The organism is Arthrobacter gandavensis, from assembly GCF_039528575.1.
Taxonomy (GTDB): Bacteria; Actinomycetota; Actinomycetes; order Actinomycetales; family Micrococcaceae; genus Arthrobacter_B; species Arthrobacter_B citreus_B.
In genome coordinates this window covers 396,752-418,851 of sequence record NZ_BAAALV010000007.1, presented here as the reverse complement: position 1 = coordinate 418,851, position 22,100 = coordinate 396,752, and the positions used below count along the sequence as shown (strand labels likewise).

Sequence of the window (22,100 nt, the reverse complement as noted above, 5' to 3'; positions counted from 1 at the left end):
TTGGAGCTGCGATTGGGACAAACGGACACCCGTGCAGACCTGGCCGTCCGGGGCCTGTGAGACGATTCTGCAATGAGCAGAACGCGTCTGACGGGCATCGATGCGGCCCGCGGGGTGGCGCTGCTGGGCATGATGTCCACCCATATCTTCCCGCTGTACGACCCGGCGACGGGTGAACCCACGTTCGTGGCACTGGCTTTCTCCGGACGCGCCTCGGCCCTGTTCGCCGTCGTGGCGGGGATTGGCCTGGCCCTGCTGACCGGCGGGATGAACCCAGGGACCGGCCGCTCCCCCGGCGCCAGCCGGCGGGGCATTGCCGCCCGGGCAGTAGTGATCGCGCTGGTGGGCCTGCTGCTGGGCGGGCTGGACACCTCTATTGCCATCATCCTGTTCCATTACGCCGTGCTGTTCCTGATGGTGCTGCCCTTCACCTCCATGTCTCTGGGCAAGCTCGCCGCCTGGGCGGGCGCGTGGATCTGCTTCTCCCCCGTCCTGGCGTATCTGGTCCGGCCGTGGCTGCTGGAGAACCTCAACCCTCCGGAAGTCGGCGGGAACATCACCTGGGAACACTTCGCCGAACCCGCCACGCTGGCCGCCGATGTGTTCTTCACCGGTTTCTACCCCACGGTGCAGTGGCTGAGCTACCTGCTGGTGGGGATGGTCATTGGGCGCCTGAACCTGCAGGCCCTCGGCGTGCAGGCGGGGCTGGTGATTGGCGGGATCTTCACGGCACTGGCCGCCAAGTTCATCAGTGCGTACCTGCTCATCGATGCGGGCGGCTTCGCCGAGCTGCTGGCAACCGAGTCCGGGAGCCGCTGGCCGATCGGCCGAATGCTGGAGGTCAACCTCACCGGCGTCGAGCAGTCGGGGTCATGGTGGTGGCTGGCGGTCAGCGCACCGCATTCGGGAACCACGCTTGACCTGCTGCACACGTGCGGCACATCGGCCGCCGTCGTCGGTATCTGCCTGCTGCTGACCCGTGCCCGCCCGAACCTGTTGCTGCCGCTCTCCGCCGCCGGTGCCATGACCCTCACGCTCTACAGCATGCATATCTGGGTAATGGCCCTGGTCGACGCGCAGGAACCGCCGCTGGATCCGTCCTGGGTGTTCTGGCTGCAGGCAGTTGCCGCCGTGCTGATCGGGATCGCCTTCTTCAAGCTCGGCTCCCGCGGTCCGCTGGAGACGGTGGCGTCGGGAGCCTCCCGGCTGGCGCGGGACGGCAAGCTGACCGGAGACCGGCGCTAACCGGTGGAGCCGGATGCTGGATTACCAGCGTGGCTGAACTCTCTAGCTGGCCGGAACTGAGGCGCTGAAGAGCTTGCCTGCCTGGCGCATAGCCGAACGCGCACGCTTGCGGTCCCCGGCGGCGTCGTAGGCACAGGAAAGCCGGAACCAGGCCCGCCACTGGGCCGGGTCAGCCTCCACTTCTGCCTGGTACCTGGGGAACTCGGCGTCGGCCGCCTCGCGGACGATCCGTCCGGCCGGCGTGCGGGGCAGGTCATCAACTGGCAGTCCGCCCTCGTCTGCGAGGATCCGGGCCATCTTCTCCGTCTGGACGCCGAAGAGCAGCTCACGGACCAGCGCCCACACCCCGACGGCGGGGAGGACGAAGTACGCCGCACCCATGGCCTTGGCCGTCAGGCCGTCCGACATCATCAGCAGCCAGCCGCGCTGGGCGACCACCAGGATGTAGAAAACCAGGAGCACCGTGATCAGCAGGACGCCGATCTTGGCCTTGTTATGGAACAGTCCGGAGAAGAAGGTGGACAACGCAGGTTTCCTTAGGCATTCAGGTTGAGGTAGCCGTCAAGTCCGACGGTAAGGCCCGGGTGCGCTGCAACTTCGCGCAGTCCCAGGAGGACGCCGGGCATAAAGGATGCCCGGTCGTAGGAATCGTGGCGGATAGTGAGCTGTTCGCCCTCCCCGCCCAGCAGGACTTCCTGGTGCGCAACCAGCCCGCGGAGGCGCACTGAGTGCACCCGGATGCCCTCGACGCCGGCGCCGCGGGCGCCCGGAAGCTCCTTGACGGTGGCGTCGGGGGATGCCGGGGTTCCTGCATCGGCACGGGCCGCGGCCATGAGCTCGGCAGTGCGGACGGCAGTGCCCGACGGCGCATCCACCTTGTTCGGGTGGTGCAGCTCAACGATCTCCACCGATTCAAAGTACGGTGCCGCCTTGGCTGCGAACGCGGAAGCCAGCACGGACCCCAGGGCGAAGTTGGGGGCGATCAGCACGCCCGTCTCCGGGTGCGCTGCCAGCAGTTCACCCAGGCGGTCCAGGCGTCCGGCGTCCCAGCCGGTGGTGCCCACCACCGCGTGCATGCCGTGCTCGACGGCGAAGCGGACGTTGGCTTCGGTGCTGTCCGGAACGGTCAGGTCCACCACGTACTGCGCGCCGGCGGATACCAGGGTCTGCAGCGGGTCCTGCCGGCCAAGTGCAGCCACCAGTTCCATGTCCGGTGCCGCTTCAACGGCCTTGACTGCTTCGGATCCCATGCGTCCGGTGGCGCCCAGCACCGCGACGGGCAGTTTATTGCTCATGGTTCCAGATTACCGGTCATGCCGGGGCGTCACTGACGCCCACCCACTCAACGCTTCCGTCAGTGAATTCCTGTTCCTTCCAGATGGGCACCTCGGCCTTGACGGCGTCAACCAGTTCAGAGCACGCGGCGAAGGCCGTCCCGCGGTGGGCGGAGGCCACCGCTGCCACCAGTGCGGCGTCGCCGATTTCCAGCGGCCCGGTGCGGTGTGCCGCCCAGATTCGCACTCCGTCATATGTCGCGGCGATCCGCGCCGCGACGTCGGTGATTACCGCTGCGGCAGTGGGGTGCGCACTGTAGCCCAGGGACCGCACGTCCCTGCCGCCGTCGTGGTTCCGCACGATTCCGCTGAACGTGACCACGGCGCCCGCCTGCGGTGTCCAGACCTCCGCGTAGGCGGTCTCAGTGTCCAGGGCGTGGTCGCCGACCGTTGCCGCAACTACTTCGCTAGTGCTCATTGATGCCCTCCAGCTGGCCGCAGATGTGTCCAAGGATCGGTTCCAGGACCTCCAGCGAGTCCGTGACACCTGACGGTGATCCCGGGAGGTTCAGCACGAAGGTCCGTCCGGCTGTGCCTGCGTAGCCGCGGGTCAGCGCCGCCATGGGGGTCTTCGTGAGCCCGTGGGAACGCAGCGCTTCCATGATGCCGGGAACCTGGCGGTCCAGCAGCGGCAGGGTCTGTTCCGGTGTGGCGTCGGTGGGGCTGATCCCGGTACCGCCGCTGGTAATCAGGACCGAGGGCTGCAGGGCGAGCATACGGCGCAGCGCAGCGCCAACCTCCTCGCCGTCAGGGACCACTTCGGCAAGCACAACGTCATAGCCGCGGCTGTACAGCCAGTCCTGCAGCAGCGGCCCGGCCTCATCCTGGTAGATCCCGGCCGCCGCGCGGGTAGAGGCGACCAGGATGGCGGCCTTCCGGCGCGGCGCAGGGTCGGTGCGGCCGCTCACAGGCTCCAGTCTCCGCTCTTGCCGCCGGACTTTGCCAGCACCATGATGTCCGAGACCACGGCGTGCTTGTCCACGGCCTTGACCATGTCATACAGCGTCAGCGCGGTTACGGAAACGGCGGTCAGTGCTTCCATTTCGACGCCGGTGAGGGCCTTGGTCTTCACCGTTGCCTTCATGAGGATTGAGCTTTCCTGCGGCTCAAAGTCCACCGTCACCTTGGTGATGGGCAGCGGGTGGCACAGCGGAATCAGGTTCGAGGTCTGCTTGGCGGCCATGATCCCGGCGACGCGGGACACGGCAAAGGCGTCGCCCTTGGGCAGGCTGCCGTCGCTGAGCAGCCGGACCACGTCTTGGGTGGTCTTCAGGACTGCCTGGGCGGTAGCTTCGCGGGAGGTCTCTGCCTTGGCGGAAACGTCAACCATGTGGGCTGTGCCGTCGGCGCGGACATGGGTGAGGGCCGGTGCGTCCCCGGAGTGTTCTTCCCCGGACATGTTCGGGTCCTTTCGGTGGTGCTTCTGGCTGTGAGTGTGATTACTCCAAGAGCCATACTGTCACTTCTGCGCCGGCTTCCAGGTGCCCGGTCCCTTCCGGGATGAGGACAAGCGCGTTGGATTCGGCCAGGGCATGGATCAGGTGGGAGCCGGGCCCGCCGACCAGCGACACCCGGCCGTCCCGGAAAAGTCCGCGCCGGACCTGCAGCTTCCCCTCGGGGCTGTCCGTCCCGGCGTCCAGCACTGCCGTGACCGCAGGCCGCGGCAGCGGAAGCCCGGTCAGCGCCGACAGGGCAGGCCGGAGGAAGACCTCGAAGGAGACAAGCGCGCTAACCGGGTTGCCGGGAAACCCCAGGAAGGGCACGCCGTCCACCGTGCCAATGCCCTGCGGGCCGCCGGGCTGCATGGCAACCGACAGGAAGCTGACGCCTTCCGCCGCCAGTGCCAGCCGCACCACCTCGTAGGCGCCCTTGCTGATTCCCCCGGAGGTCACCACCAGGTCTGTCCGCTCCTGCCGGAGTTCCCTGCGAAGTGCGGCGAGGAAATCCTCCGGGGAGTCCGCGAGGATCCGGGAGCGGACCACTTCCGCTCCCGCCTCACGGAGGCTGGCCGCCAGGAGCGTGGTGTTCGCGTCGTGGATCTGTCCGGGGGCGAGGTCCTGGCCGGGCTCAACCACTTCGTCCCCGGTGCTCAGCAGGGCAACCCGCACCGGCGCCAGCACCGGGACGGCTGCCACGCCCAGGGCAGCCAGCAGGCCCAGCTGCGCCGGCCCCAAACGGGTGCCCTTCGCCAGTGCGCGGGTTCCGGCGGAAATATCACTGCCGGCTGCACGGACAAACTGACCTTGCGGGATGCCGCCGGGCAGGGCCACCCGGGCTCCGGCGAGGTCCTGCGGAGCGAAGAAGGTGTCCGGCTCCGCACGTTCAATCGGTACGACGGCGTCGGCTCCGGCCGGGAGCATGGCGCCGGTCATGATCGGGGCGGCAGTGCCGGGTTGCAGCTCTGGTGCCGCAGCCCCGGCGGGGATGGGGGCTGCGACCTTTAGCTCGACCGTGTTCCCCTCCGGGACAGCTGCCAGCTCGGCGGTATTGACCGCGTAACCGTCCATCTGTGAGTTGGCGAAGGGGGGCAGGCTGCGCGGGGCAGCCATCTCCTGGGCAAGGATGCGGCCGGCTGCCTCAGCGAGCGGGCGCAGCTGCACCCGCTGCTGCAGGTTTGTGGAAAGCAGCGCCCGGACCGCTTCCCGGTGTTCTGCTGCGGGACGCACCCGGCTGCCTGTACTCACGTTCCCCCACTCGGATCCCGGCGTTGTTTGCGCAAAAGTCTATGCCTGTGTGCGCGGCTGCCGCAGGCGGGCACGCAGCCGGACGAGTTCGGGGTCCGTGAGACCGCCGGCGCGAAGGTAGCCGGCAGCGGAGCCGTAGTTCTCTTCCACCCAGGCCAGTGCGGTCTGGATGGCTTCGGCGGGCGCACGCGTAATGAGCGTGATGATCCCCTCCGTCAGGGGAACCCCCATGCTCCCAACCATGCCCAGCATCCGCTGGGACCACTCACCGGCCAGGTTTTCCCCGCTGCGCTCATAGTCGGCCACGACGGCGCTCCTTTCTGCTCCTGCCGCATCCAGGAGCAGTGCGGCAGACACACCCGTGCGGTCTTTGCCTGCGGTGCAGTGGATCAGCACCGCACCATCGGCTGCGGCAACTGCCCCGGCCGTGCGTGCGAACTCCGCTGCGCCGTGCTCCAGCATCCCGGTATAGAGCTGGCCCAGGGTGGGCAGTACGGCCAATGCCGCCTCCACCGCGTGTGCCGCCGCCGCCGGGTCACCTGACGCTGCCGCCCGCTGCATGGCTTCCTCGGCCATCCCGGTGAAAGCGCCTTCGAGCAGTGGGAGGTTCACCTTCTCCACGTCCATGGCAGCCGGAAGGCGGTCCGGGCCCATCTGCTGTTCCGCCGCCGTCCGGTAGTCGATGATCACCCGGATTCCGGAACCGGCCAGGTCTGCCAGGCCTTTCGGTGTCAGGGAGCTGATGGCGTCCGACCGGTACAGGACCCCGTTCGCGGTTGTTCCGCCGCCAGCCAGCGGCAGGCCGCCGGTGTCACGGAAGTTGAAAGTGCCCTCGAGGGTGTGGATCGCCATCCTCCGACCCTAGCGGACAGGAATGGCTCAGCCCACGCTGACGCGGATGGTGTGCAGGCCGGTGGCGCCGTCGGGAACCACCGGGCGTTCAGCCTCGTCCTGGACGTTGCCCCTGGCATCGACGGCACGCACTGTGAGGGTGTGGTCGCCGTCGGGCAGGTCAACGTCCGCGGCGAACTGCCGCCAGGTGTCTGCCGAGATGCCGGCGGCCAGCCTGGTGTCCTGCCAGTCGCCGTCGTCCACCCGCAGCTGCACCGCGCTGATGCCCGTGTGCTGTGCCCAGGCCACGCCGGCCACGGTGGTTTTCCCGGCAGTGAGGTTCGCTCCCCTGGCAGGCGTATCGATGCGGGAGGAGAGCTTTACGGGTCCGCGTTCGGACCAGCCGCGGTCCGTCCAGTACGAGGTTTCGTCTGCGAAGCGGGAAACCTTCAGCTCCGTGACCCACTTGGTGGCGGATACGTACCCGTAGAGGCCGGGCACCACCAGGCGCACCGGGAACCCATGCTCGGGCAGCAGCGGCTCACCGTTCATGGCCACGGCCAGCAGCGAGTCGCGGGCGTCCGTGAGCGCTTCCAGCGGGGTGGTGGCAGTCCAGCCGTCCTCGCTCGTCGACAGCACCATGTCCGCCCCCGGCTGCACGCCCGCAGCGGCCAGCAGGCTGCGGACAGGCCAGCCCAGCCACCTGGCGTTGCCAATCAGCGACCCGCCAACCTCGTTCGAGACGCAGGCCAGGGTCACCCAGCTTTCCTGCAGCGGTTTGGCCAGCAGATCCGCGTAGGTGAGTTCCACTTCGCGGTCCACCATGCCGGTGACCCGCAGCCGCCAGGTATCCGGGTTGACCAGGGGAACCCTCAGCGCTGTGTCAATCCGGTAGAAGTCAGGGTTCGGCGTGATGAGTGGTTCAGCGCCGGGGATGCCCAAATCGGCACCTGCTGGAATAGCCGCTGCCGGCTGCACGGGCGCGGGAAGCTGCAGGTTCGCACGAAGGTCGTCCACAGCCACCTGCGAACTGCGCGCTGCGCCGGCCAGTCCACCGCCCACCGCTGCCACGGCTGCTCCCCCGCCGACTGCCACCAGAACGTCCCGGCGGCTGGCTCCTGCCTCAGGCTGCGGTGCCTGGCCGTAGCGGCGGACCCGGGCCGTCAGCCCGCGCAGCACCAAGACACCAGCCAGGCCCGCGGCAAGCGGGGGAAGCAGGGCCAGCGGACTGAACTGAGCGCGGGTAAGGACGGCGGCGGCTCCCAGGACCCCGAACCCGGCAAGAACCACGGACCCCCAGGGTGGCCGCCTGGTCTCCAGCAGCCCGCAGGCGGCACCCGTGACCAGAATGATCAAGAGCATACCGGCCAGCAGCGCCGCCTTATCCGAGGTGCCGAACACGGCGATGGCCCAGTCCTTGACCGGAGCCGGAACGGCGTCGACAACCACGGACCCTACGGCCGTCACCGGTGACAGGGAGGGACTGAGCGCAGCTGCCGCCAGTTCGCCGGCCGCTGCAGCGATTCCGGCAGCAACCGCACCCGCTGCGGCGGAGAACCAACGGGTTCCTGGCATAGCTGTCATCTCCTTCGCCGCAGGGCGGCTCGGCGCGCCGGCGGACTCCGGGCATTTCCTCGATTATGGCAGGGCCGTTCGGGGTTGCCGCCCCCGCCCGCCCGGCCTTCCTAGAGACCCGGTGTGAAACGGCCTACACTCGGGGGATGGGAACTGAGCTGGGCATGCCCTCTTTCACACGGCCGCAGTCTGCCGTGGAGGAAACCGGTGTCCCGGCGGGCGCAGGCGTTCCGGAGCAGCTGGACGGGCTCGTTGACCGCTACGGACGCCGCGCCACTGACATGCGCCTGTCCCTGACGGATAAGTGCAACCTGCGCTGCACCTACTGCATGCCGGCGTCCGGCCTGGACTGGCTGCCCAAGGACAAAGTCCTTACCGCTGCGGAAATCATCCGCCTGGTGGGAATAGGCGTCGATTCTCTGGGCGTCCGGGAACTGCGGCTGACCGGCGGAGAGCCCCTGGTTCGGGCAGACCTGGTGGACATCATTGCCGGGATCCGGGCCAACCATCCTGACCTTCCAATCTCCCTGACCACTAACGGGCTGGGTTTGGACAAAAAGGCCGCCGCGCTGAAGGCTGCCGGCCTCACCCGGATCAACGTTTCCCTGGACTCGCTGCATCCGGGTACCTTCGCCCAGCTCACCCGCCGCCCGTTCCTGGACCGGGTCCTCGCCGGCGTCGAAGAAGCAGCACGGGTGGGACTCGGGCTGATCAAGATCAACGCCGTGCTGATGCGCGGCATCAACGACGCCGAGGCGCCCGGGCTCCTTGCCTGGGCCGTCGAGCACGGATTCGAGCTGCGGTTCATCGAGCAGATGCCCCTGGACGCCGACCACGGGTGGACCCGGGACGGGATGATCACCGCCGCCGAGATCCGTGCCCGGCTGGAGAAGGAATTCGTCCTCACCCCGGATCCCAGGAACCGCGACGGCGCTCCGGCCGAACGCTGGCAGGTGCGGCACCGCGCCTCCCCGCAGGAGGTGGCCGGCGTCGTCGGCATTATTGCCTCCGTCACCGAACCGTTCTGCGCCGACTGCCGGCGCACCCGCATCACGGCGGAGGGCAAGGTACGCAGCTGCCTGTTCTCACACGAAGAGACCAACCTCCTGGACCTGCTGCGCAGCACACCGGACGACGCCGCCGTCGCCCGCCGCTGGCAGGAGGCTATGTGGGGCAAACCCAAGGCCCACGGCATGGACCATGCCGGACTGGGCGCACCTGACTATGTGCAGCCCGAAAGAACCATGAGTGCGATAGGTGGCTAAGTGCTGATCCGCTATTTTGGCGCTGCGAAGGCAGCGGCAGGCATTGAAGAAGAAACAATCGACGCCGGGCCCCTCCAGCTGGGCGAGCTGCTGGAAAAGCTGGCCGCGCTGCATCCCGATGCCCCGGAGGGAACGCCTGTCCTGCAGACCGTGATTGGACGGAGCACGTTCCTGGTCAACGAGGTCGCTGCGCGGGACCGGTCCCGGCTGCTGGGTCCCGGGGACACCGTGGACATCCTTCCGCCCTTTGCCGGCGGTTAGACCCTCAGTCCCTCCACCCAACAAAACAATCGAGATAGCAGAAACTGCCCGTATGAGCGTTCATACGGGCAGTTTCTGTCATCTCGATGAGGGGAAGAGGCTAGAAGCCGAGGTCCGCCGGGGAATTGAAGGGACCCACCACGGTGATGGTCCGCGGGGCTGCTGCCAGTTCGGCGGCGAGCTCCTGGACCTGTTCGGCCGTGACGGCACGGATCCTGGCCAGGGACTCTTCAATGTCCACGTATTCGCCGCGAACCAGCTCGGCGCTGCCCAGTCGGGACATCCGGGAACCGGTGTCCTCCATGCCCAGCACCAGTCCCCCGGAAATCTGACCCAGTGCACGGGCCAGTTCCCCGGGTTCGACGCCGTCCGCTGCCAGGCGCTCCAGTTCGGACTGCAGCAGGTCGATGACCTGCCGGGTCTTCGCCGGAGAGCAGCCCGCATACATGCCGAAGTACCCGGCGTCGGTGTAGGACGCGGAGAAGGAGTAGGTCGAGTAGACCAGTCCCCGCTTCTCGCGGATCTCCTGGAACAGCCGGGATGACATGCCGCCGCCCAGGATGGTGTTCAGCACGCTCATGGCGAACCTGCGGCTGTCCGTGGCGGTCAGCGACGGGCAGCCCAGCACAATGTTGGCCTGTTCCACCGGACGGTTGATGACGTGCACGCCGCCGCTGCCGGTGATCACTGCCGGAGTGGTATCCCGGCGCGGCGCAGGTTCGGCAGCTTCGTCCAGTTCCCAGCCGGCGCGCTTGAGCGCGTCCAGCACCAGGGACACAACAATCTCGTGCTCCAGCCCGCCGGCAGCGGTGACCACCAGGGTCTCGGGCCGGTAATGCCGCCGGTAGTGCTCCAGGACTGCCTCACGGGGTACGGCCTTGATGGCTTCCGGAGTGCCGCCAATGGGGCGGCCCAGCGGATGGTCGCCCAACACGGCCTCGGCGAACTTCTCGTGGCACAGGTCAGCGGGATCGTCGGCATCCATCGCGATTTCCTCGAGGATGACGTCGCGTTCCTGCTCGAGCTCTTCCGCGTCCAGCACCGCCGAGGTCACCATGTCCGCAATGACGTCAATGGCCATTGGCAGGTCGGTGTCCAGCACGCGGGCGTAGTAGCAGGTGGTTTCCTTCGCCGTCGCGGCATTGGATTCCCCTCCTACCTCGTCGAAGGCAGAGGCGATATCCATGGCGCTGCGCCGGGCAGTGCCCTTGAACAGCAGGTGCTCCAGGAAGTGCGTGGAACCGTGCCGGCCTTCGGCCTCGTCACGGCTGCCTACGCCAACCCAGAAACCGATCGTGGCGCTGCGCTGGCCGGGCATCGACTCGGTAAGCACGCGTACACCGCCGGGAAGGACGGAACGGCGAACGACGGCGCCGGCCGGGTCCCCGATTTCGAGCGCCGGATCGCCCGCACGGGATGTCAGGGGAAATGGGACAACCGTCCCGGTGCGGGAAAATCCCGCGCCGGAACGGCTGTCTACAGTGTTTTCAGGCATCTACTCTGCTGTCTCGGCAGCCGCTTCGCCCTCGGCGTCGTCATCAGCAACAACCGGCGAGAGCGACAGCTTGCCGCGGTCGTCAATCTTGGTGATTTCAACCTGGATCTTCTGGCCGACGGAGACAACGTCATCAACGTTGTCCACGCGCTTGCCGCCCGAGAGCTTGCGCAGCTCGGAGATGTGCAGCAGGCCGTCCTTGCCCGGGGTCAGGGAGATGAAGGCACCAAAGGTGGTGGTCTTCACTACGGTGCCCAGGTAACGCTCGCCCAGTTCGGGAACCATCGGGTTGGCAATCGCGTTGATCGCAGCCCGTGCAGCCTCGGCGGACGTGCCGTCCGTGGCGCCGATCAGGACCGTGCCGTCATCTTCGATGGAGATGTCAGCGCCGGTGTCTTCCTGGATCTGGTTGATCATCTTGCCCTTCGGGCCAATGACCTCGCCGATCTTGTCCACGGGGATCTTCACCGAGATGATCCGCGGAGCGAACTCGGAGAGCTCATCCGGGGTATCGATCGCGGCGTCCATGACACCGAGGATGTGCAGGCGGGCTTCGCGGGCCTGCTTCAGGGCTGCGGCCAGGACCGAGGCGGGGATGCCGTCGAGCTTGGTATCCAGCTGGATGGCGGTGACGAACTCGGACGTGCCGGCCACCTTGAAGTCCATGTCGCCGAAGGCATCTTCGGCGCCGAGGATGTCCGTCAGTGCTGCGTAGCGGGTCTCGCCGTCGACCTGGTCGGAGACCAGGCCCATGGCGATGCCGGCAACCGGAGCCTTCAGCGGCACACCGGCGTTGAGCATGGACAGCGTCGAGGCGCAGACCGAACCCATCGAGGTGGAGCCGTTGGAGGACAGAGCCTCGGAGACCTGGCGGATGGCGTACGGGAACTCTTCACGCGAGGGCAGCACCGGCATGAGCGCACGCTCTGCCAGGGCGCCGTGGCCGATTTCGCGGCGCTTGGGCGAACCGACGCGGCCGGTCTCACCGGTGGAGTACGGCGGGAAGTTGTAGTTGTGCATGTAGCGCTTGCGCGTTACCGGCGACAGCGAGTCGATCTGCTGTTCCATCTTCAGCATGTTCAGCGTGGTGACGCCCAGGATCTGGGTTTCGCCGCGCTCGAAGATTGCCGAACCGTGCACGCGGGGCAGAACCTCAACCTCGGCGGTGAGCTGGCGGATGTCCGTCAGGCCGCGGCCGTCGATGCGGATCTGGTCCTTGAGGATGCGCTGGCGCACTACCTGCTTGGTTACCGAGCGGAAAGCTGCGGAAACTTCGTTCTCGCGGCCTTCGAAGCGCTCTGCCAGGGAAGCCTTGACTTCGTCCTTGAGGGCGTCCGAAGCGGCGTCGCGCTCCTGCTTGTCAGCGATCGTGAAGACCTCTGCCAGCTTGGCGGCTGCAGCAGCTTCAACGGCTTCGTAGACGTCGTCCTGGTAGTCCAGGAAGATCGGGAACTCAACGGTCGGCTTGGCGGCACGTGCAGCCAGGTCCGACTGCGCGTCACAGAGGGCCTTGATGAACGGCTTGGCTGCTTCGAGGCCTTCAGCAACAACCTCTTCAGTGGGGGCGGTTGCGCCCTCTTCCTTGATGAGGTTCCAGGCGTTGTCCGTGGCTTCGGCCTCGACCATCATGATGGCGACGTCGTCACCGGCGATGCGGCCGGCAACCACCATGGAGAACACTGCGCGCTCCAGCTCGGAGTGCTTCGGGAAAGCAACCCACTGGCCTTCAACGAGGGCAACGCGGACGCCGCCGATCGGGCCGGAGAACGGCAGGCCGGAGAGCTGGGTGGACATGGAGGATGCGTTGATCGCAACCACGTCGTAGAGAACGTCCGGGTTGATCGCCATAACGGTGACGACAACCTGGACCTCGTTGCGCAGGCCCTTGACGAATGCCGGGCGCAGCGGGCGGTCCATCAGGCGGCAGGCCAGGATGGCTTCGGTGGACGGACGTCCTTCGCGGCGGAAGAACGAGCCCGGGATGCGGCCGGCAGCGTACATGCGCTCCTCGACGTCCACGGTCAGGGGGAAGAAGTCGAAGCCTTCACGCGGGGACTTGCCGGCGGACGTGGCCGAGAGCAGTGCGGTGTCTTCGTCGATGTAGACCATCGCGGAGCCTGCGGCCTGGGCGGCCAGACGGCCGGTTTCAAAGCGGATGACGCGCTTGCCGAAGCGGCCGTTGTCAATTACTGCTTCTGAATACTGGATTTCGGGACCCTCCATAGAGAGTCACCTCCGTTTCTGTTTATTCGGAGGCACCCAGCATCGTCCCATGGGTCCTTGCCGCCGGCTGGCGGAGAAGGGACCCAACACCCGGTCTTCGATCGAGGTCCACGGGCTTTTCTCCCGGAGACCACTACCGAGGACCGCGAATGCTGCGATGCTGGCTGACTCCTGTATGTGTTTTTCTTTACTGCTGCGGTACCTCTGCGGGCAGGTGCGCTTCCGGGCCTTGCCGGTGTCCATGTCTGCCGCCTGTGTACCCTGCGCTAAAGGGCGGCCCCGCGCAGGTGCGCAGGAACCGCCCTCAAAGCAGAACTAGCGGCGCAGGCCGAGACGCTCGATGAGCGCACGGTAACGCGTGATGTCGGTCTCGCGCAGGTAACCCAGCATGCGGCGACGGCGACCAACCAGGGCCATCAGGCCGCGGCGGGTGTGGTGGTCGTGCTTGTGGGTCTTCAGGTGCTCAGTCAGGTCGGAAATACGACGGGACAGAACAGCAACCTGAACCTCGGGGGATCCGGTGTCACCTTCGGTGAGTGCGAATTCCTTGATGATCGCCTGCTTGACGGCGGGATCGAGTGCCAATGTAACTCCTACAGTTGTGCCGTGAGGCCCGAATCAGCACTTCGCTGCCGGGAACCCTGTGCCGGCTTCGCGGATACGCGGCCGACACAAAGAAATTCAGCCGCCACGGACCGCAGCCGAATTTTGATCCAGTTTACCTGTCCGCAGTGCCTTCTGTCGAAAGGACCTCCCGGGTCCTCGCGACGTCAAGGCGCATCTGCTCAATAAGTGCTTCCGGACCGGTGTAGGCAACCATCCCCCGAAGCCGGTCCACGAATTCGACGCCGACGACCTGGCCGTAGAGGTCGAAGTCCTCCACCGCTTCCTGCGGGCGGTCGATTACGTGCGCTTCGACCTGGCGGCTAACGCCGTCGAAAGTCGGGTTCGAGCCGACGGAGATGGCGGCGGGCCAGCGTGTGCCGGCGGAATCCACCAGCCAGCCTGCGTAGATACCGTCCGCCGGGATGAGTCCGGTGGACTCCGGTGCGAGGTTCGCTGTGGGGAAGCCGAGTTCCCGTCCACGGGCAGCGCCGTGCACTACGGTGCCGCGCATGCGGTGGGTGCGGCCGAGCAGACGGGCTGCGGTGCGGACGTCGCCGGCCGCCAGGGCTTCGCGGATCCAGGTAGAGGAGCAGCGTCGTCCGGGCGTGTCTCCGGGGCCTTCGGGAAGGGCATCAAGGTCATCAACGGCGACGACGTCGAACCCCATTTCTGCCCCGAGCTCGCGCATGGTGTCCAGGTCGCCGGTGTTTCCGCGTCCGAAGCGGGCGTCATGGCCCAGCACCACGGCCACGGCGTGCAGGCCGTCGGCGAGGAACGTGCGGACGAATTCTTCTGCACTGAGGGAGGCGAGGTCCAGGTCGTAGTGCAGCATCAGCAGGCCGTCCAGCCCCGTTTCGGCCAGCGCCTCGGTGCGGTCCGCCGGGCCCATGATGAGCACCGGCGCACTTTCCGGGCGGTGAACGGCTGCGGGGTGCGGGTCGAAGGAGAGAGCGACGGCGGATGCTCCGCGGTCACGTGCGGTCTTGACCAGCTTCGACAGCACATGCTGGTGGCCGAGGTGGACGCCGTCGAAGTTGCCGATTGTAACTACTGTCGGACCAAGGTCGGACGGCACCTCCGCAAGGTCATTCCAGTAATACACCCGAGCTCCTTACCAGCGGACAGTCATCCATGAATCCTTCCGGCGGTCAGTACCTGCTGCACGGGGAAGGCTTCATCCATTATGGCGGAAAAGGAGTGCCCGTTACGCACCCGCTCCGGCGCCGGTACTCCCGCTGCCCGGTCCATGGTGGATTTCGCGCCGAAGTTCGCTGGTCTTGACGATGAACCGGTGCCAGACCAGAAGCGCCGGAGGAAAGGCGAGCTCCACAATCATGAGGATGATCAGCGTGAAGTGCGGTGTGCCTGAAAACGCCCAGGACAGCACCCTGCCGAGCCCGCCCAGGAAGACCATGAGACAGACCAGCCAGAGCATGTTGGCCCACTGGAACTTGATCGCAATCGCTACGAAGGCCGCGCCCACGCCCACCATCATGGCTGAGAAGAAACGGAACTGGCTCTCCAGCGAAGCGTTGACCGCTCCCCCGCCGGTCTGGGCCACGCCAGCGGTCCCGGTGATCAGGTAATAGGCACCGATCGCAGCGATGACCACTCCCACGGCCACCACTACTGCCCGGAAGACACCCCAGTCATCGGTGCTCTTCCAGGACGTGCCGGAGGCGTTTTTCCGCGGTTCAGCCTTCCCCTCGCGGACACTCAGCCTGCCGCCCCTGCGGCCGGACTCTGCTGCGGAACCGTTCTCCGTCCGGGCTTCCCCGGCCGAGCCGGAAGCGGCGGGCGGAACCGGTGAAGACGGCCTGGCGGGCGGGCGCGGCGTGCCTGCGGCGCTCCGGGTATTCTCTTCCGGCCCCGGTGTTGGAATGCTCATGGTCCTGCCCTCTGCTGGGTTTGGGGCCGCACCTGTTACGGCACGGTTTTCCACATCGTCTCACGCCCGGCAGCGGACAAAAACCCCGGTGCGGCTAGGCGTGTTTGGTGCCCCGGTGCTTGTACAGCCACCACAGGCCAATGATCGGCAGGACCAACGGCACAAACCCGTACCCCATGCCGAAGCCGGACCACACGGTGTCATCGGGAAGCGCGGCCGGGTCCAGCAGGCCGAAGAATCCAACGAACAGGACTCCGAACATCTCGATACCTACAGCCGCCACCGAGACCTTGTAGGAGGTCTCTCCGGACCGGGCCAGGGAAATGGTCGCCACGATGTAGACGACGGCGGCGAAGGCGGACAGCAGGTAGGCAACCGGTGCCTCGTCGAACTTGGTGGCGATCTGGAAGGCGGCGCGGGCGGTAGCGGCAAGCGCGAACACACCGTAGACGGCGACCAGGAGACGTCCCGGACCCGCGTTGCGGGCCGTTGATCCGGCGGCCGCTGCCTCAGGGCGCGGCTTGATCAGTTTTTTCATGCCAGCGGCACTCCATCCCAAATCTGTTCCATGCGGAACAACATAACGAACACGGTGATACCAACCGCTCCCAGCACCAGGTTGCTCCACCTGGACCTGTCCATGAGCGACCACCAGACGGCGCCAATCGGAATGACCGCGGCGGTAAAGAGGTAGCCCCAGAACTCCCAGGCGGGACCGTTGAGGGTTTCGCCTCCGGTCTGCCGGATGACCGCGGCTACGGCGTAGATGATCAGGAACAGCTCGACGGCGGCTGCGGAGAGGATCGTGAGGTCGTTCGGTCCGTGGCGCAGCACTGCCGCACCGACGCACAGCACTGTGGACACCAGGCAGACGATCGTCCCGACGATGAACAGGGGGTCGATGACCACTTAGGACCTTTCGTTTCCAGGGGCAAAGACGAGCAGCGCCTTTGCAGTGTCTTCCTTGTCCGCGAGCAGGCCGATCAGCTCGCCGTCCGGGGCGAAGGCTGCAACGGGCTCGCCCTCCCCTGCCGGCATCCCGGAGGCCGGGATACGGCGGCCGTGGGAAAGGTCCGCGGCTTCCCCCTCGCTCAGCTCACGTACCGGGAAAAGTGCCCGCGCGGCGTCGTTGAGGTCCAGGAGGCGGAGGTCTTCCGCCAGCTGTTCCAGGGTGGAGGCCTGGTCTTCGGTGTAGGGTCCCACGGAGGTGCGGCGCAGGGCGGTGAGGTGGCCCCCGACCCCCAGGGCCGCGCCAAGGTCGCGGGCCAGGGCACGGATGTAGGTTCCGGAGGAGCACTGCACGGTGACGTCGACATCCCGCAGCTTGCCGCCGTGCTCGCGGCGGATGTCATGGACCTCGAAGCGGGAGACGGTCACCGGCCGGGCAGGCAGGTTCACCTCTCCGCCGGCACGCACGCGTGCATAGGAGCGTTCACCGCCCACCTTGATGGCGCTGACGCTGCTGGGGACCTGCTGGATGTCCCCCGTGAGGGCCTCAACGGCGCTGCGGATCTCTTCGTCCGTTACCGCGGCAGCGATGGTCTCGGCCGTAATCTCGCCCTCGGCGTCGTCGGTGACCGTGGACTGGCCCAGCCGGATGGTGGCTTCGTACGTCTTGGACGTACCCACAATGTAGGTCAGCAGCCGGGTGGCCTTGTTGATGCCCACCACCAGCACACCCGTTGCCATGGGATCAAGGGTTCCGGCATGGCCGACTTTCCTGGTCCCGGCGAGCCTTCGCAGGCGGCCCACCACATCGTGGCTGGTCCATCCCTGCGGTTTGTCCACAATAATCAGTCCTGAACGGACCTGCCCGGAATTCACGCCTTTCAGTATATGCGCGGTGACGGGACCCGTTCTCCCGCACCCAGCCCCCGCACCGTGCTGCGGCCCGGCCTCCGGGACCGCGGACCTCCCCGGCTGTAGCATGCGGTTATGTCCCAGCTCGCCGCCCATGTGCGTTCCGTCGACCCGAACCAGATCCGCGAAATAACGCAGGCAGCCTGGGCCACACCCAATGCAATAGTGCTCAGTATCGGAGAGCCGGGGTTCCCCACGCCGGTGCATGTGCTGCAGGCCGCACAGGACACCCTGGCCCGTGACGAGACCGGCTACACCCCGAATGCGGGCATCTCCCCGCTTCGCGCAGCGTTCGCGGAACGGGTGTCGGCCCAGACAGGCAGCGTGGTTGACCCGTCCCGAGTGTTCGTGACGTCCGGCGCCCAGCAGGGACTGCACCTGGCCATGAGCATGCTACTGGATGCCGGGGATGAAATCCTCATCCCCAATCCCGGGTACCCGACCTTCGCAATGACGGCGAGGCTGCTGCATGCGGAGCCGGTGGAATATCCCCTGCATCCGGGAAACGGATTCCAGCCGCGGATCGAAGATATTGAGGCGAGGATCACTTCCCGCACCCGGGTGCTGTTGCTGAATTCGCCGTCGAACCCGCTTGGCGCCGTCTTCAGTGCGGAGCTGACCCGGGAACTGGTGGACCTCGCCCGCAGCCGGAACCTCTGGATTCTCTCTGACGAATGCTACGAGGCGTTCACCTACGACGTTCCGCATGTTTCGCCGCTGGCCTTCGACGGCGGCGGGAGAGGAGAGCGGGTCATTGCCTCCTACACTCTCTCCAAGACCTACGGACTAACGGGGCTGCGCGTTGGCGCCCTCGTGACGCCCGCAGGCCTGGAAGCACAGATGAGCACTGTCATGGAGTCGATAGTCTCCTGCGTTGCTTCACCCTCCCAGTACGCGGCCCTTGCGGCGCTGACCGGTCCGCAGGACTACGTACAGGAGGCAGCCGCCCATTACCGCGGCAACCGGGATGCGGCGTCGGCCGTCCTGGATGCCAAGGGAATTCCCTATCTCGCGGCGCAGGGCGCCTTCTATCTCTGGGCGGACCTTTCGCACGCCTCCGGGGGCAATATCAGGAACTGGTCCGGTCAGTTCCTGACGGAGGAAGGCGTGGCCGTTGCACCGGGAACCGCCTTCGGATCCATCGGCGAGGGCTGGATCCGGATCGCCCTCTGCGGCGGACGGGATGAACTCGTGTCCGGAGTGTCCAGGCTCCCCGGTCCCGTCTCCAGCTAGCGGCATGCAGGCAAAAGAAGAGCGGCACCCCGGCCGGGGTGCCGCTCCTCTTTGCGTATGCGGTTGATGCAGGATTAGCTCCGAGCGTCCGAGTCCTCAGCCGGTGCGTCCTGCAGGTCCTCTTCGTCGTCGTCGTCATCCCGGCGGTAGGGATCGGCGTCGCCGGCGTAAGCGGCCCCCTGCTTCAGCGCTGCGAGTTCCTCGTCGCGCTTCTTGGCTTCCCGGATCAGTTCCTCCAGGTGGCTGGCGTTGACCGGGATCTCGTCAGCGACGAATTCCAGGGTCGGGGTGAGCCGGACGGTGATGTTCTTGCCCACCTCCGAACGCAGGATTCCGCGGGCGGAATCAAGGGCAGCCTTCGTGTCGGCCTGCTGGGCCTCGTCCCCGAAAACGGTGTAGTAGACGGTGGCGTGCTGCAGGTCGTTGGTGACGCGGGCATCGGTGATGGTCACGAATCCCAGCCGGGGATCCTTGATCCGCCGCTCGAGCGCCTGGGCAACTACCACCTTGATGCGGTCAGCGAGTTTCGCAGCGCGTGCTGGATCTGCCATTACCTCTCCTTAGCTAAAGATATGGTTCGCTCCGCGGGCGGCCGGTGAAGGCCGCCTGCGTGCGCTGAAATGCCTCAGGCCAGCGCAGGCTGCCGCGCTGGCCGGGGCGGAGCGGGCCGCAAAGGCCCGCAGGCAGGGGCCGCCGCGGACGGCGGCCCCTGGCCGGGGTACTAGACCCGCGGCTTCTCGCGCATCTCGAAGGTCTCGATGATGTCGCCTTCCTTGACGTCGTTGAACGACCCCAGGCCGATACCACACTCGAAGTCCGTGCGGACTTCGGTGGCGTCGTCCTTGAAACGCTTGAGCGAATCAACGGTGAGGTTCTCGCCAATGACCTTGCCGTCACGGGTGACCCGTGCCTTGGCGTTGCGCCGGATGACACCGGAGCGGACGATCGAGCCGGCAATGTTGCCGAACTTGGAGGAGCGGAAGACCTCGCGGACCTCGGCGGTACCGAGCTGCACTTCCTCGTACTCCGGCTTGAGCATGCCCTTGAGGGCCAGCTCAATGTCATCGATTGCTGCGTAGATGACGGAGTAGAAGCGCATGTCCACGCCTTCGCGCTCGGCCAGGTCGGCCACGCGCTCGGCAGGCTTGACGTTGAAGCCGATGATGATCGCGTTGTCCACGGTCGCCAGGTTGACGTCGTTCTGCGTGATGGCACCGACGCCGCGGTGGATAACGCGCAGCTGCACGCCGTCCCCAACGTCGATCTTGAGCAGGGAGTCTTCCAGGGCTTCCACGGCACCGGACACGTCACCCTTGAGGATGAGGTTGAGGGTGTCGACCTTGCCGTCAGCGACAGCCTGGTCGAAGTCCTCAAGGCTAATGCGCTTGCGGCGCTTGGCCAGTGCGGCGTTGCGGTCGGCAGCTTCACGCTTCTCGGCGATCTGGCGGGCAGTGCGCTCGTCATCGGTCACGAAGAAGGTGTCACCTGCGCGCGGGACGTTGGACAGGCCCAGGACCTGCACCGGACGTGAAGGTCCGGCTTCGGTCACGGCGTCGCCGTTCTCGTCGAACATGGCACGAACGCGGCCGTGGGCGGTGCCCGCCACGATCGTGTCACCGACGCGCAGCGTACCGGACTGGACCAGGACGGTCGCGACGGCGCCGCGGCCCTTGTCCAGGTTCGCTTCGATGGCAATGCCTCGAGCGTCCTTGTCCGGGTTGGCACGCATGTCCAGGGCAGCGTCCGCGGTGAGCAGCACTGCCTCGAGCAGGGCATCGATGTTCAGGTTCTGGCGTGCCGAGACCTCAACGAACATGGTGTCGCCACCGTATTCTTCCGGAACCAGGCCGTACTCGGTCAGCTGGCCGCGGACCTTCTCCGGGTTGGCGCCTTCCTTGTCGATCTTGTTCACGGCAACCACGATCGGCACATTTGCAGCCTGTGCGTGGTTGAGGGCTTCAACGGTCTGCGGCATAACGCCGTCGTCCGCTGCCACAACCAGGACAGCAATATCGGTGACCTTCGCGCCACGGGCACGCATGGCGGTGAACGCTTCGTGGCCCGGGGTATCGATGAAGGTGATGGCGCGCTCAGTGTCTTCGTGTTCGAAGGCAATCTGGTAGGCACCGATGTGCTGGGTAATGCCGCCGGCTTCGCCTTCAACAACCTTGGTGTTGCGGATGGCGTCAAGCAGGCGGGTCTTACCGTGGTCAACGTGGCCCATGACGGTGACTACCGGAGGACGTGCCTCGAGTTCGTCGTCGCCTTCGGCTTCCAGCTCGGCCTCGAAGTCGATGTCGAAGCTGGAAAGCAGCTCGCGCTCTTCGTCTTCAGGGGAGACAACCTGGATCTTGTAGCCCAGCTCTTCACCGAGAACACCGAACGTCTCTTCGTCCAGCGACTGGGTGGCCGTTGCCATTTCACCGAGGTGGAACAGCACGGTGACCAGTGCTGCCGGGTTTGCCTCAATCTTGTCAGCGAAGTCCGTGATGGACGCGCCGCGGCGGAGCCGGACAACAGTGTTGCCGTCGCCGCGGGGTACCGAAACGCCGCCCAGCGACGGAGCTGACATCTGCTCCAGTTCCTGCCGCTTTGCCCGCTTCGACTTGCGCTGCTTGCCGCGTCCTGCGCCGCCCTTGCCGAAAGCACCGGCAGTGCCGCCGCGTCCGCGGCCGCCCTTGCCGAAGCCGCCGCCAACGGGACCGCCGCCGGTACCCGGCGCTCCGCCGGGTCCACGGCGGGGTCCGCCTGCACCCGGACGTGCCGGGGCTGCGGGCCGCTCAGTGCGGTTGGGCATCATGCCCGGAGTAGGACGGTTTCCGCCGGCGCCGCCGGGACGCGGAGCACCCGGACGGGGCGCGCCCGGACGCGGTGCACCCGGACGGGGTGCGCCGGGACGGGGACCGCCTGCGCCGGCCGCCGGACGCGGTCCTGCTGCGCCGGGAGTTCCGGTGCGCTCGGACTCGTCGCGGCGCTGGCCCGGACGGGGCATGCCCTGGGACGTTGCAAACGGGTTGTTGCCCGGACGGGGACCGCCCTGGCCGTTTCCCTCACCGCGGCCACGGGGACGCGGCATGCCCTGGGACGTTGCAAACGGGTTGTTGCCGGGGCGCGGGCCGGAAGCTCCGGGCCGCGGCGCACCCGGACGGGGTGCTGAAGAGGAATCAGCCGGTGCTGCCGGAGCGGCAGGCTTGTCCTCGGTTTTGGGAGCCGGGGCTGGTGCCGGGGCTGCGGGCTTGCTCTCAGCCTTCGGTGCCGGAGCCGGTGCCGCAGGTGCGGCGGGGGCCGCCGGTGCCGGAGCAGCGGGCTTCTCTGCAGCGGGAGCCGGAGCTTCTGCGGCAGGCTTCGCTGCGGGGGCTGCCGGTGCCGGAGCAGCCGGACGCGGAGCAGAGGTTTCCGGCTTTGCCGCCGGCTTGGATGCTGCGTCGGGGAATGCCCCGCGCAGCTTCTTGACTACGGGCGCTTCAATGGTTGAAGACGCCGACCGGACGAATTCGCCCAGTTCCTGCAGTTTTGCGACTGCGTCCTTCGAGGTAATGCCGAGCTCTTTGGCGAGCTCGTGTACGCGGACCTTGGCCACATTTCTCCTGTCTCGGTCCG

General features: G+C 66.8%; 22 protein-coding genes. 4 read left to right on the top strand and 18 right to left on the bottom strand.

What is annotated here, in order from left to right; genetic code table 11:
* Positions 1-72: 72 nt before the first annotated feature.
* Positions 73-1,245 (top strand): heparan-alpha-glucosaminide N-acetyltransferase domain-containing protein, encoded by a 1,173-nt coding sequence (locus tag ABFX29_RS15420; RefSeq protein WP_152228471.1) that lies wholly within the window; start codon positions 73-75, stop codon positions 1,243-1,245.
* 42 nt (positions 1,246-1,287) lie between these two features.
* Here ABFX29_RS15420 and ABFX29_RS15415 read toward each other — a convergent pair whose 3' ends face one another.
* Genes ABFX29_RS15415 through ABFX29_RS15380 form a run of 8 tightly spaced genes read right to left on the bottom strand, consistent with a single transcriptional unit; the run spans position 1,288 to position 7,669 of the window.
* Positions 1,288-1,770, bottom strand: coding sequence for a hypothetical protein (locus tag ABFX29_RS15415; RefSeq protein ID WP_152228472.1), 483 nt, complete (start codon positions 1,768-1,770; stop codon positions 1,288-1,290).
* A gap of 11 nt (positions 1,771-1,781) precedes the next feature.
* A complete protein-coding gene (gene dapB, locus ABFX29_RS15410) occupies positions 1,782-2,540 on the bottom strand; it encodes a 4-hydroxy-tetrahydrodipicolinate reductase (RefSeq protein WP_152228473.1) in 759 nt (252 codons plus the stop codon).
* Positions 2,541-2,556: 16 nt separating this feature from the next.
* Positions 2,557-2,997, bottom strand: a complete 441-nt coding sequence (locus ABFX29_RS15405; RefSeq protein WP_152228474.1) for a molybdenum cofactor biosynthesis protein MoaE — start codon at positions 2,995-2,997, stop codon at positions 2,557-2,559.
* On the bottom strand, positions 2,987-3,487 hold the full coding sequence (locus tag ABFX29_RS15400) for a MogA/MoaB family molybdenum cofactor biosynthesis protein (RefSeq protein WP_246167545.1): 501 nt from the start codon (positions 3,485-3,487) through the stop codon (positions 2,987-2,989). The genes ABFX29_RS15405 and ABFX29_RS15400 overlap by 11 nt, the downstream gene beginning before the upstream one ends.
* Positions 3,484-3,978, bottom strand: coding sequence for a cyclic pyranopterin monophosphate synthase MoaC (moaC, locus tag ABFX29_RS15395; RefSeq protein WP_152228476.1), 495 nt, complete (start codon positions 3,976-3,978; stop codon positions 3,484-3,486). The genes ABFX29_RS15400 and moaC overlap by 4 nt, the downstream gene beginning before the upstream one ends.
* 40 nt (positions 3,979-4,018) lie before the next feature.
* A complete protein-coding gene (locus ABFX29_RS15390; RefSeq protein ID WP_246167547.1) occupies positions 4,019-5,263 on the bottom strand; it encodes a molybdopterin molybdotransferase MoeA in 1,245 nt (414 codons plus the stop codon).
* 39 nt (positions 5,264-5,302) lie between these two features.
* Positions 5,303-6,115, bottom strand: coding sequence for a tyrosine-protein phosphatase (locus ABFX29_RS15385; protein WP_152228477.1), 813 nt, complete (start codon positions 6,113-6,115; stop codon positions 5,303-5,305).
* 27 nt (positions 6,116-6,142) lie between these two features.
* Positions 6,143-7,669 carry a molybdopterin-dependent oxidoreductase gene (locus ABFX29_RS15380; protein ID WP_246167549.1) on the bottom strand — a complete coding sequence of 509 codons (1,527 nt, stop codon included), beginning with the start codon at positions 7,667-7,669 and terminating at the stop codon, positions 6,143-6,145.
* Positions 7,670-7,815: 146 nt separating this feature from the next.
* On the opposite strand from ABFX29_RS15380, the gene moaA reads away from it, so the two are divergent.
* Both moaA and ABFX29_RS15370 read left to right on the top strand, forming a co-directional pair.
* Positions 7,816-8,934, top strand: coding sequence for a GTP 3',8-cyclase MoaA (gene moaA / locus ABFX29_RS15375; protein WP_246167552.1), 1,119 nt, complete (start codon positions 7,816-7,818; stop codon positions 8,932-8,934).
* Positions 8,935-9,195, top strand: a complete 261-nt coding sequence (locus ABFX29_RS15370) for a MoaD/ThiS family protein (RefSeq protein WP_152228479.1) — start codon at positions 8,935-8,937, stop codon at positions 9,193-9,195.
* 100 nt (positions 9,196-9,295) lie between these two features.
* On the opposite strand, the gene ABFX29_RS15365 is transcribed toward ABFX29_RS15370, so the two are convergent.
* From ABFX29_RS15365 to truB, 8 genes are all read right to left on the bottom strand, one after another.
* Positions 9,296-10,690 (bottom strand): M16 family metallopeptidase, encoded by a 1,395-nt coding sequence (locus tag ABFX29_RS15365; protein WP_152228480.1) that lies wholly within the window; start codon positions 10,688-10,690, stop codon positions 9,296-9,298.
* Positions 10,691-12,913, bottom strand: a complete 2,223-nt coding sequence (locus tag ABFX29_RS15360) for a polyribonucleotide nucleotidyltransferase (protein ID WP_152228481.1) — start codon at positions 12,911-12,913, stop codon at positions 10,691-10,693.
* A 315-nt stretch (positions 12,914-13,228) separates the two neighbouring features.
* Entirely contained in the window at positions 13,229-13,498 is a 270-nt protein-coding gene (gene rpsO / locus ABFX29_RS15355) for a 30S ribosomal protein S15 (RefSeq protein WP_055240444.1), read from the bottom strand.
* A 133-nt stretch (positions 13,499-13,631) separates the two neighbouring features.
* The gene (locus ABFX29_RS15350) at positions 13,632-14,621 is read right to left on the bottom strand and encodes a bifunctional riboflavin kinase/FAD synthetase (protein ID WP_152228482.1); all 990 of its coding nucleotides are present in this window, start codon (positions 14,619-14,621) and stop codon (positions 13,632-13,634) included.
* A 102-nt stretch (positions 14,622-14,723) separates the two neighbouring features.
* On the bottom strand, positions 14,724-15,407 hold the full coding sequence (locus ABFX29_RS15345; RefSeq protein ID WP_152228483.1) for a DUF4345 domain-containing protein: 684 nt from the start codon (positions 15,405-15,407) through the stop codon (positions 14,724-14,726).
* A gap of 94 nt (positions 15,408-15,501) precedes the next feature.
* Entirely contained in the window at positions 15,502-15,945 is a 444-nt protein-coding gene (locus ABFX29_RS15340; protein WP_152228484.1) for a hypothetical protein, read from the bottom strand.
* On the bottom strand, positions 15,942-16,316 hold the full coding sequence (locus tag ABFX29_RS15335) for a hypothetical protein (RefSeq protein WP_152228485.1): 375 nt from the start codon (positions 16,314-16,316) through the stop codon (positions 15,942-15,944). The genes ABFX29_RS15340 and ABFX29_RS15335 overlap by 4 nt, the downstream gene beginning before the upstream one ends.
* The gene (gene truB / locus ABFX29_RS15330; protein ID WP_246167554.1) at positions 16,317-17,231 is read right to left on the bottom strand and encodes a tRNA pseudouridine(55) synthase TruB; all 915 of its coding nucleotides are present in this window, start codon (positions 17,229-17,231) and stop codon (positions 16,317-16,319) included.
* Between the two features lie 111 nt (positions 17,232-17,342).
* Between truB and ABFX29_RS15325 the strand changes: the two genes are divergently transcribed.
* Positions 17,343-18,500 carry a pyridoxal phosphate-dependent aminotransferase gene (locus ABFX29_RS15325; RefSeq protein ID WP_152228487.1) on the top strand — a complete coding sequence of 386 codons (1,158 nt, stop codon included), beginning with the start codon at positions 17,343-17,345 and terminating at the stop codon, positions 18,498-18,500.
* A 74-nt stretch (positions 18,501-18,574) separates the two neighbouring features.
* On the opposite strand, the gene rbfA is transcribed toward ABFX29_RS15325, so the two are convergent.
* Together rbfA and infB are read right to left on the bottom strand one after the other, a co-directional pair.
* Positions 18,575-19,051, bottom strand: a complete 477-nt coding sequence (rbfA, locus tag ABFX29_RS15320) for a 30S ribosome-binding factor RbfA (protein WP_152228488.1) — start codon at positions 19,049-19,051, stop codon at positions 18,575-18,577.
* A gap of 170 nt (positions 19,052-19,221) precedes the next feature.
* On the bottom strand, positions 19,222-22,080 hold the full coding sequence (gene infB / locus ABFX29_RS15315) for a translation initiation factor IF-2 (RefSeq protein ID WP_152228489.1): 2,859 nt from the start codon (positions 22,078-22,080) through the stop codon (positions 19,222-19,224).
* Positions 22,081-22,100: the final 20 nt, after the last annotated feature.